Annotated in this window: 3 protein-coding genes; all 3 read right to left on the reverse strand. The window is 75.3% G+C overall.

Features of this window, described 5'->3' with window-relative positions; translation table 11 throughout:
* Window positions 1–2,257, reverse strand: a 2,257-nt coding sequence (locus tag AB4039_RS39795) for a type I polyketide synthase (protein ID WP_442273065.1), incomplete at its 3' end; no start/stop codon positions are given.
* Between the two features lie 39 nt (window positions 2,258–2,296).
* On the reverse strand, window positions 2,297–6,577 hold the full coding sequence (locus AB4039_RS39800; protein WP_442273066.1) for a type I polyketide synthase: 4,281 nt from the start codon (window positions 6,575–6,577) through the stop codon (window positions 2,297–2,299).
* A gap of 117 nt (window positions 6,578–6,694) precedes the next feature.
* Window positions 6,695–9,682 (reverse strand): SDR family NAD(P)-dependent oxidoreductase (locus AB4039_RS39805; protein WP_442273067.1); only part of this gene is annotated, 2,988 nt, incomplete at its 5' end.

The following is a 9,682-nucleotide window of genomic DNA, read 5'->3' on the forward strand; positions in this document are numbered from 1 at the left end:
CGACGTTGATGCGGCGGGCCCGTACGCCGTCGGCCTCGCAGGCCGCGAGGAGCTCGTCCAGGGCCTGCGGGTCACCGGAGACCACCGTGGAGCGGGGGCCGTTGACGGAGGCGAGGGAGAGCCGCTCGCCCCAGGTGGAGATGCGTTCGGTCACGGCGTCGGCGACGTCGGCCACCGACACCATGCCGCCCTTGCCCGCGAGGGCCACGATCGCCTTGGCCCGCAGCGCGGACACCTTCGCCGCGTCCTGGAGCGACAGCGCGCCGGACACGGCGGCGGCGGCGATCTCGCCCTGCGAGTGGCCCAGCACGGCGGCCGGGCGCACCCCGTGGAAGCGCCACAGCTCGGCGAGGGAGACCATCACGGCCCACAGGGCGGGCTGGACCACGTCGACGCGGTCGAAGCCGGGGACGCCGTCCTTCTGGCGGAGCACGTCCAGCAGCGACCAGTCGGTGTGCGGGGCGAGTGCCTCGGCGCACGCGTCGAGGCGGGCGGCGAACACCGGGGAGGCCTCGTACAGCTCCACGGCCATGCCGACCCACTGGGAGCCCTGGCCGGGGAAGACGAGGACGGGACGGTCGGCGCCCGCGGCGGCGGTGACGCCGGTGGTGTCGCCCTCGGCGAGCTCGGCGAGCCCGGCGAGGAACTCCTCGTGCTTGGCGGCGACGACCGCGCCGCGCACCGGGTGGGCGGTACGGGTGGTGGCCAGCGAGAAGCCGGTGGAGGCGGGCGCGGCGCCGTCCCGTACGTGGGCCAGCAGGCGGGCGGCCTGCTCGCGCAGGGCGGCGGGGGTGCGGGCGGAGAGGATCCACGGCACGGGGCCGCCGGTCTCCTCCCCGGGGGACGGCTGCGCCGGCCGGTCGGCGGGGGCGGCCTCTTCGAGGATGACGTGGGCGTTGGTGCCGCTGACGCCGAAGGAGGAGACCCCGGCCCGGCGGGGCTCGTCGCCGCGGGGCGTCCAGTCCCGGGACTCGTTCAGCAGCCGGACGCCGCCGGAGGACCAGTCGATGTGCGGGGACGGCTCGTCCGCGTGGAGGGTCTTGGGGAGCACGCCGTGGCGCAGTGCCTGCACCATCTTGATGACGCCGGCGAGGCCGGCGACGGGGCCGCCGTGCCCGATGTTGGACTTCGACGAGCCGAGCCACAGGGGCTGGTCGGCGGTGTGCTCCTGCCCGTAGGTGGCGAGCAGGGCCTGCGCCTCGATGGGGTCGCCGAGGGAGGTGCCGGTGCCGTGCGCCTCGACGGCGTCGACGTCCTGCGGGGTGAGGCGGGCGTTGGCGAGGGCGCGGCGGATGACCTCCTGCTGCGCGGGCTCGCTGGGGGCGGTGAGGCCGTTGCTGGCGCCGTCCTGGTTGAGGGCGGAACCGCGGATGACGGCGAGGACCCGGTGGCCGTTGCGGCGCGCGTCGGAGAGGCGCTCCACGAGCAGCACGCCGGCGCCCTCGGACCAGGTGGTGCCGTCGGCGTCGGCGCCGAAGGCCTTGCAGCGGCCGTCGGCGGCCAGCGCGCGTTGCCGGCTGAACTCGACGAACGCGGCGGGGCTGGACATGACGGCCACGCCCGCGGCCAGGGCGAGCGAGCACTCGCCCTGGCGCAGGGCCTGCACGGCCAGGTGCAGGGCGACGAGGCCGGAGGAGCAGGCGGTGTCGACGGTGACGGCGGGGCCGGCCAGCCCGAAGGCGTAGGCGACCCGCCCCGACAGGACGCTCGACATGGTGCCGGTGCCGATGTAGCCCTCGACCCCGTCCGGCAGCGCGTCCAGCCGGGAGGCGTAGTCGGAGGCGACGGCGCCGACGAAGACGCCCGTCTCGGTGCCCTTCAGCGACGTCGGGTCGTACCCGGCGCGCTCCAGGGTCTCCCAGGCGGTCTCCAGGAACAGCCGCTGCTGCGGGTCCATGGCGGCCGCCTCGCGCGGCGAGATGCCGAAGAGCTCCGGGTCGAAGAGGGTGGCGCCCTGCAGGAAGCCGCCCTCGCGGACGTACGTCTTGCCGGGGGCGTCGGGGTCGGGGTCGTACAGGTCGGTGTCCCAGCCGCGGTCGGCCGGGAAGGGGCCGATCGCGTCGGTACCGGACGCCACGAGGTTCCAGAAGCCCTCGGGGTCGGTGACCCCGCCCGGGAAGCGGCAGGCCATCGAAACGATGGCGATCGGCTCGTGCCCGGCGTCCTCCGCGTCGCGCAGCTGCTGCTTGGTACGGCTCAGATCGGCTGTGACGCGCTTGAGGTATTCACGGAGCTTCTCTTCGTTGCTCGTCGACATGCTCGGTACTCCTAAGTGGATATGGGACGCAGGAGCAGGTCAGGAAGCTCCCAGTTCCTTGTCGATCAGTGCGAAGATCTCGTCGTCCGTCACCGCGGCGAGGGCGTCGTCGTCGAGGACGTCCGCCTCCGTCTCGGTGGCGCGCCACTTCCACAGCAGCGCTTCGAGCCGCTTGGTGACGGTGTCGCGGGCGGCGCCGTCCGGGGCGGCGTCCGCCAGTACGGCTTCCAGGGCGGCGAGTTCACGCAGTCCGGGCGCCTGCGCGCCGCGGGCGGTGCCCAGCTGGTCGAGCAGGTGCCGGGCGAGGGCAAGCGGGGTCGGGTGGCTGAAGACGAGGGTCGCGGGCAGGGACAGTCCGGTCGCGGCGGTGAGCCGGTTGCGCAGTTCGACCGCGGTCAGCGAGTCGAACCCGAGTTCCCGGAAGGCCCGTTCGGCCTCCACGGATTCCGTCTCCGGGTGGCCGAGGACCGCGGCCACCCGGGTACGGACGAGGTCGGTGACCGTGCGCTCCTGCTCCTGCGGGGAGAGCGCGGCCAGCCGCTGTGCGAACGTTTCGGCCTCCGCCGCGTCCTGCGAGGCGGCCGTCCGGCGTACGGGCGCACGCGTCACGGTGCCCGCCCCGCCGGTGGCTCCGGCGGCGGCCGCGGCGGCGGTCAGTTCCCCGGCGGACGCCAGCCGCGAAGCGAACGACGCGATGGTGGCCACGGGGCGGCCGGTGGCGTCGGCGACCGTGAGGGCCACCTCGTCCGGTCCGGCCGGGGTCAGGTGCACGCGCACGCGCGAGGCGCCCGCGGCGTGCAGGCGCACGCCGCTCCACGCGAACGGCAGCCAGGCCGTTCCGTCCTCCGCTTCCGGCCCGCTCACCGCCAGCGCGTGGAGCGCGGCGTCGAGCAGGGCCGGGTGGAGGCCGAACCGGCCGGCGTCCTCCTGCTGATCCTCGGGCAGCACCACCTCGGCGTACACCCCGACACCGTCGCCCGGGAGCCAGACCTCGGCCAACCCCTGAAAGGCGGGGCCGTACCCGTACCCCGACCCCGACAGCCCCTCATAGAACCCGTCGAGGTCCACCCGCTCGGCGCCGGCCGGGGGCCAGGCGGTGAGCTCGCGGCCCGGCTCGGGGGTTTCGGCGCTGCTGAGGACGCCGTGGGCGTGGCGGGTCCAGGGGCCGTCGGCGGCGTCCTGGCGGCCGTACACGGCGACGGTGCGCCCGGAGGTGGTGTCGGGCGGGCCGAGGACGATCTGGAGCAGGACGGGGCCCTCGTCGGGCAGGACGAGGGGGGCCTCCAGGGTGAGTTCGTCGAGGGTGTCGCAGCCGGCCTCGTCACCGGCGCGGACGGCGAGTTCGACGAACGCGGCGCCGGGCAGCACCCGGGCTCCGGCGACGACGTGGTCGGCGAGCCAGGGGTGGGTGCGCAGCGACAGGCGGCCGGTGAGGACGGTCTGGCCGCCCTCGGCGAGGCGGACGGCCGCCCCGAGGAGGGGGTGGTCGGCGGCGCCGAGGCCGGCGGCGGCCACGTCGGCGGCGGCGGAGCCCGCTCCGGTGGCCGTCAGCCAGTAGCGCTCGCGCTGGAAGGCGTACGTGGGCAGCTCCACGCCGGAGACGTCCTGGCCGGCGTGGACGGTCCGCCAGTCGACGGGGGCGCCGTGGGTCCAGGCCTGGGCGAGGGAGGCGAGGAAGCGCTGCGGGCCGCCCTCGTCGCGGCGCAGGGTGCCGAGGGTGACGGCGGACGGGTCCGTGGTGTCGATGGTCTCCTGGACGCCGATGGTGAGGACGGGGTGGGCGCTGGTCTCCACGAAGACCTTGTGGCCGCGCTCCAGGAGGCCGCTGATGGCGTCCTGGAAGCGGACGGTGCGGCGGAGGTTGGTGTACCAGTACTCGGCGTCGAGTTCGGAGCCGTCGGCCCAGTCGCCGGTGACGGTGGAGAAGAAGGGGATCTCGGCGGTGCGCGGCTCGATGCCGGCGAGCAGGCCGATGACCTCGTCGCGGATCGACTCCACTTGCGGACCGTGCGAGGCGTAGTCCACGTTGATCCGGCGGGCACGGACCCCGTCGGCCTCGCAGGCCGCCATCAGCTCGTCCAGGGCCTGCGGATCACCGGAGACCACCGTGGACTGCGGACCGTTCACCGAGGCCAGGGCCAGGCGCTCGCCCCAGGCGGTGATGCGTTCTGTCACCGCGTCAGCGGTGTCGGCGACGGAGACCATGCCGCCCTTGCCGGCCAGCGCGACGATGGCCCGCGCCCGCAGCGCGGACACCTTGGCCGCGTCCTCCAGGGACAGCGCCCCGGACACGGCCGCGGCGGCGATCTCGCCCTGCGAGTGACCCACGACGGCCGCCGGGACGACTCCGGCGGCACGCCACAGCTCGGCCAGCGACACCATCACGGCCCACAGCGCCGGCTGCACGACATCCACCCGGTCGAAACCGGGAGCGCCGTCCTCCTGACGCAGCACGTCCAGGAGCGACCATTCCGTGTGCGGGGCCAGCGCCTCGGCACACGCGTCCAGGCGGCCCGCGAACACCGGCGAGGCCCCGTACAGCTCCACCGCCATCCCCGCCCACTGGGAACCCTGCCCCGGGAACACGAACACCGTCTTGCCGGTGCCCGCCTGCCCCTGGTGCACGCCCGTCGCGGTGTCGCCCCCGGCGAGGGCGGCGAGGGCGCGCTCGGTGTCCTGGGCGGAGGTCAGCGAGGTGATCGCCGCGCGGTGGTCGAAGGCGGCCCGGGTGGTGGCCAGGGCGATGCCGGTGGCGGTGTGCGCGTCGGGGTGCTTCCCGGCGTGCGCGGCGAGCCGTCCGGCCTGGCCGCGCAGGGCGGCGGCGGTGCGGGCGGACAGGAGCCACGGGGTGCCGGCCACGGGGGCGGACAGGACGGCGGGGCGGCCGGGGCCGGTCCCGTCCGGCTCGCCCTCCGGGTCCGCTCCGGTGTCCTCGGGGGTCTGTTCCAGGATGACGTGGGCGTTGGTGCCGCTGATGCCGAACGCGGACACCCCGGCCCGCCGCGGACGGCCGGTCTCCGGCCAGGCGCGCGCCTCGGTCAGCAGTTCCACGGCGCCGGAGGCCCAGTCGATCTTCGGGGAGGGTGCGTCGACGTGCAGGGTCTGCGGGAGCAGGCCGCCGCGGATCGCCATGACCATCTTCATCACGCCGGCCGCGCCCGAAGCCGCCGAGGTGTGGCCGATGTTGGACTTCACCGAGCCGAGCCACAGCGGCCGGTCGGCGGGCCGGTTCTGCCCGTACGTGGCGAGCAGGGCCTGGGCCTCGATGGGGTCGCCGAGGGTGGTGCCGGTGCCGTGCGCCTCGACGGCGTCGACGTCGGCGGCGGAGACGCGGGCGTTGGCGAGGGCCTGCTTGATGACCCGCATCTGGGCGGGCCCGTTGGGGGCGGTGAGCCCGTTGCTGGCGCCGTCCTGGTTGACGGCGGTGCCCCGGATCACGGCGAGGACCCGGCGGCCGGCGCGGCGGGCGTCGGAGAGCCGTTCGAGGAGGAGCATGCCGACGCCCTCGGCGGGCCCGAAGCCGTCGGCGGCGGCGGCGAAGGCCTTGCAGCGGCCGTCGGCGGCCAGCGCCCGCTGGCGGCTGAACTCCACGAACCCGGCGGGGTTCGACATGACGGTGACACCGCCGGCGAGGGCCATCGAGCACTCGCCGCCCCGCAGTGCCTGGGCGGCCATGTGCAGGGCGACGAGGGAGGAGGAGCAGGCGGTGTCGATGGTGACGGCCGGGCCCTCCAGGCCGAGGGAGTAGGAGAGCCGGCCGGACATGACGCTGGCCAGGTTGCCGGTGCCGAGGTACCCCTCCAGCTCCTCCGGGGCCTGGAGGATGCCGGTGGTGTAGTCGATGGCGCTGAAGCCCACGAAGGTGCCGGTGAGGCTGCCCTTGAGGGTGTCCGGGTCGATCCCGGCGCGTTCGACGGCCTCCCAGCCGGTCTCCAGCAGCAGCCGCTGCTGGGGGTCCATGGCGAGGGCCTCGCGCGGGGAGATCCCGAAGAAGCCGGCGTCGAACTCGTCGAGGTCGTGCAGGAAGCCGCCTTCCTTCACGTAGTTGGTGCCCGGCTTGTCGGGGTCGGGGTCGTAGAGGGACTCGATGTCCCACCCGCGGTTGACGGGGAAGCCGCCGACGGCGTCGCCGCCGGCCGCGACCAGCTCCCACAGGTCCTCGGGGGAGCTCACCCCGCCGGGGTAGCGGCAGGCCATGCCGGTGATCGCGATCGGCTCGTGGCCGGCCGACTCGGCCGCCTGCAGCCGCTTGCGGGTCTGCTGCAGGTCGGCCGTCGCCCGCTTGAGGTATTCGAGGAGCTTCTCTTCGTTGTTCGCCATGGTCGGTATCTCCGTGGGCCCCGGGGGGCGGATCGCTGGCCGGCGGGTGGGATGGGGGAAGGGGTGCCTCCCCGGACGGGCCGTGGCCCGGCCGGGGAGACACCCCTCCCGGATGTGTCAGGAGGTGCCCAGCTCTTTGTCGAGCAGGGCGAACATGTCGTCGGCGGTGGCGCTCTGCAGGCCGTCGCCGGTGCTCTCGTCCGGGGTGGCTTCGGTGCCGCCCACGGTCCACAGCAGGGCTTCGAGGCGCTGCTTGAGCTTGGTGCGGGTGTCGCTGTCGGGTGCGGCGGCGGCGAGCGCGCCTTCGAGGCGGTCGAGCTCGTCGAGGACCGAGCCGACGGGTGCCGTCGACTCCGGCAGCAGGGCGCCGCGCAGGTGGCCGGCGAGGGCCGCCGGGTTGGGGTAGTCGAAGACGATGGTGGCGGGGAGCTTCAGGCCGGTGGCGGCTCCGAGGCGGTCGCGCAGTTCCACGGCGGTCAGCGAGTCGAAGCCGAGGCCCTTGAAGGCGCGCCCGGGTTCGATGGCGTCGCCCGAGTCGTGGCCGAGGACGCCGGCCACCTTCTCGCGCACCAGGTCGAGGAGGATCGTCTCGCGCTCGGCGGGGTTCGCCGCGGTGAGTTCCTCGACGAGCCGGGCCGCGGCCCCGGTGGCGGCGGCCGCCGCCGTCCCGGCGGGTTCGTCGGAGGCCTTCAGGGCGGCGCGGGCCTCCGGGACGCCCTGGATGAGCGGGCTGGGACGGCCGGAGGTGAAGCCGCGGGCGAAGCGCTCCCACTCGACGTCGGCGACGGCGCGGAACACCTCGTCGTGCTCGACGGCCTGGACCATCGCGTTCAGGGCGAGTTCGGGGTCCATCTCGATGACGCCGCGGCGGCGCATGTACTCCTCCACGCCGTCGCCCTCCATCATGCCGCCGCCGCCCCAGGCGCCCCAGGCGAGGGAGGTGGCGGTGAGGCCGCGGGCCCGGCGCTGCTGGGCGAACGCGTCGAGGTAGGCGTTGCCGGGGGCGTAGCCGCCGTGCCGGCCGCTGCCCCAGACGCCGGAGTTGGAGGAGAACAGGACGAACGCGTCGAGCGCGGTGTCGCCGAGGAGCTCGTCGAGGTGACGGGCGCCGTCGATCTTGCCCTCGTTGATCTTCCGGTACTCGTCGGTGGTCATCTCGTCGACGAGGGTCGACTGGACGATGCCGACGGCGTGGACGACCGCCGTCAGGGGCTGCCCGGCCGGGATCGCGTCGAGGACCGCCTTGAGCTGGGCGCGGTCGGACACGTCGCAGGCCGGGATGGTGACGTCGGCGCCCAGCGCCCGGAGTTCGGCGGCGAGTTCCGCGGCCCCGGGGGCGTCGGCGCCGCGCCGGCTGGTGAGGACGAGGTGGGCGGCGCCGGTGGCGGCGAGGCGGCGGGCCACGCGGGCGCCGACGCCTCCGGTGCCGCCGGTGACCAGGACGGTCCCGGACGGCTCCCAGCGGCGGACCGGCTCGCGGTCGCCGAGCGGGGCCCGGACCAGGCGGCGGCCGAAGGCTCCGCCGGCCCGGACCGCGACCTGGTCCTCGTCGCCGAGGCCGGTGAGGACCCGGGCGAGCCGGGCCGCGGCCCGCTCGTCGAGTTCCGCCGGCAGGTCGACGAGCCCGCCCCAGGCACGGGGCTGTTCGAGGCCGACGACCCGGCCGAGGCCCCACAGCTGGGCCTGGACGGGATCGGCGGGCGCGTCCGACGGCCCGGTGGCGACGGCGCCATGGGTGAGCGCCCACAGGGGCGCGGTGACGCGGGCGTCGTTCAGTGCCTGGACGAGGACGAGGGTGCCGGTGGCGACGGCGTCCCGGTCGGCGGCGTCGCCGAACAGGGAGACCACCCCGGTGAACGGGCCGTCGGGCAGCAGCGCGGCCCAGGCCGTGCGGTCGGCGTCGCCCGGGTCGAGGGCGATGCGGTGGACGTCGGCGCCGTGCGCGGCGAGCGCGGCGACGGTGGCGGCGGGGCGCTCCGGGTCGGCCGCCCGCAGGGGTTCCACGACGAGCCAGGCTCCGGTGAGGCGGTCGGCGGTGTCCTCGGGCAGCAGGGTCCAGTCGACGTCGTAGCGCCAGGAGTCGACGGTGGAGCGTTCGCGCCGGCCGCGCCGCCAGGTGGCGAGCTCGGGCAGCAGGTCGCGCAGCGGGCGGTCGCCGTCGAGGCCGACGGTCTCGGCCAGTGAGTCGAGGTCGCCGGCTTCGACGGCCGACCAGAACGCGCCCTCGGTCTCCTCGGCCGGGCCCTGCGGGGCGGCGGCCTCGGCGGGGCCGGACGCCAGCCAGTAGCGCTGCTGCTGGAAGGCGTACGTGGGGAGTTCGACGGTGCGCGCACCGCGCCCGGCGAGGACGGAGGTCCAGTCGACGTCGACGCCGCGGGTCCAGGCGGCGGCGAGGGAGGTGTAGAAGCGGGCGAGGCCGCCCTCCTCGCGGCGCAGGGTGCCCAGGGCCAGGGCCTCGGATCCGGCGGCCTCGGCGGTCTCCATGACCCCGTACACGAGGACGGGGTGGGCGCTGGACTCGACGAACACGCGGTGTCCGTCGGCCAGCAGGGAGCGGACGACGGGCTCGAAGGACACCGGCTGCCGGCAGTTCTCGTACCAGTAGGCGGCGGTGAGTTCGGAGCCGTCCAGGACCTCGCCCGTGACGGTGGAGTAGAGCGGGACGGATCCGGCGCGCGGCCGGACGAACGACAGGAGTTCGATCACCCGCTCCTTGAGGCGGTCGACCTGGGCGCAGTGGGAGGCCACCGTGGAGGGGATGATCTTGGCCCGGACGCCGTCGGCCTCCAGAGCGGCGACCAGCTCCTCCAGCGGAGCCACCTCACCGGCGACGGTGACGGTGCCCGGACCGTTGATCCCGGCGATCGACAGCGCGTCCCCGTACSGGGCGAGCCGCTTGCGGACCGCWTCGGCGCCCAGTGACACCGAGGCGACCGCGCCCCGGCCCACCAGCTCGTCCGCGAACAGCTGCGAACGCAGCACGACCACCCTGGCGCCGTCCTCCAGCGACAGCGCGCCCGAGACGACGGCGGCCGCGATCTCACCCTGCGAGTGACCGACCACCGCGTCCGGCACCACACCCGCCGCACGCCACAGCTCGGCCAG

Source organism: Streptomyces sp. M-16, assembly GCF_052114405.1.
In the GTDB taxonomy this organism is placed as follows: Bacteria; Actinomycetota; Actinomycetes; order Streptomycetales; family Streptomycetaceae; genus Streptomyces.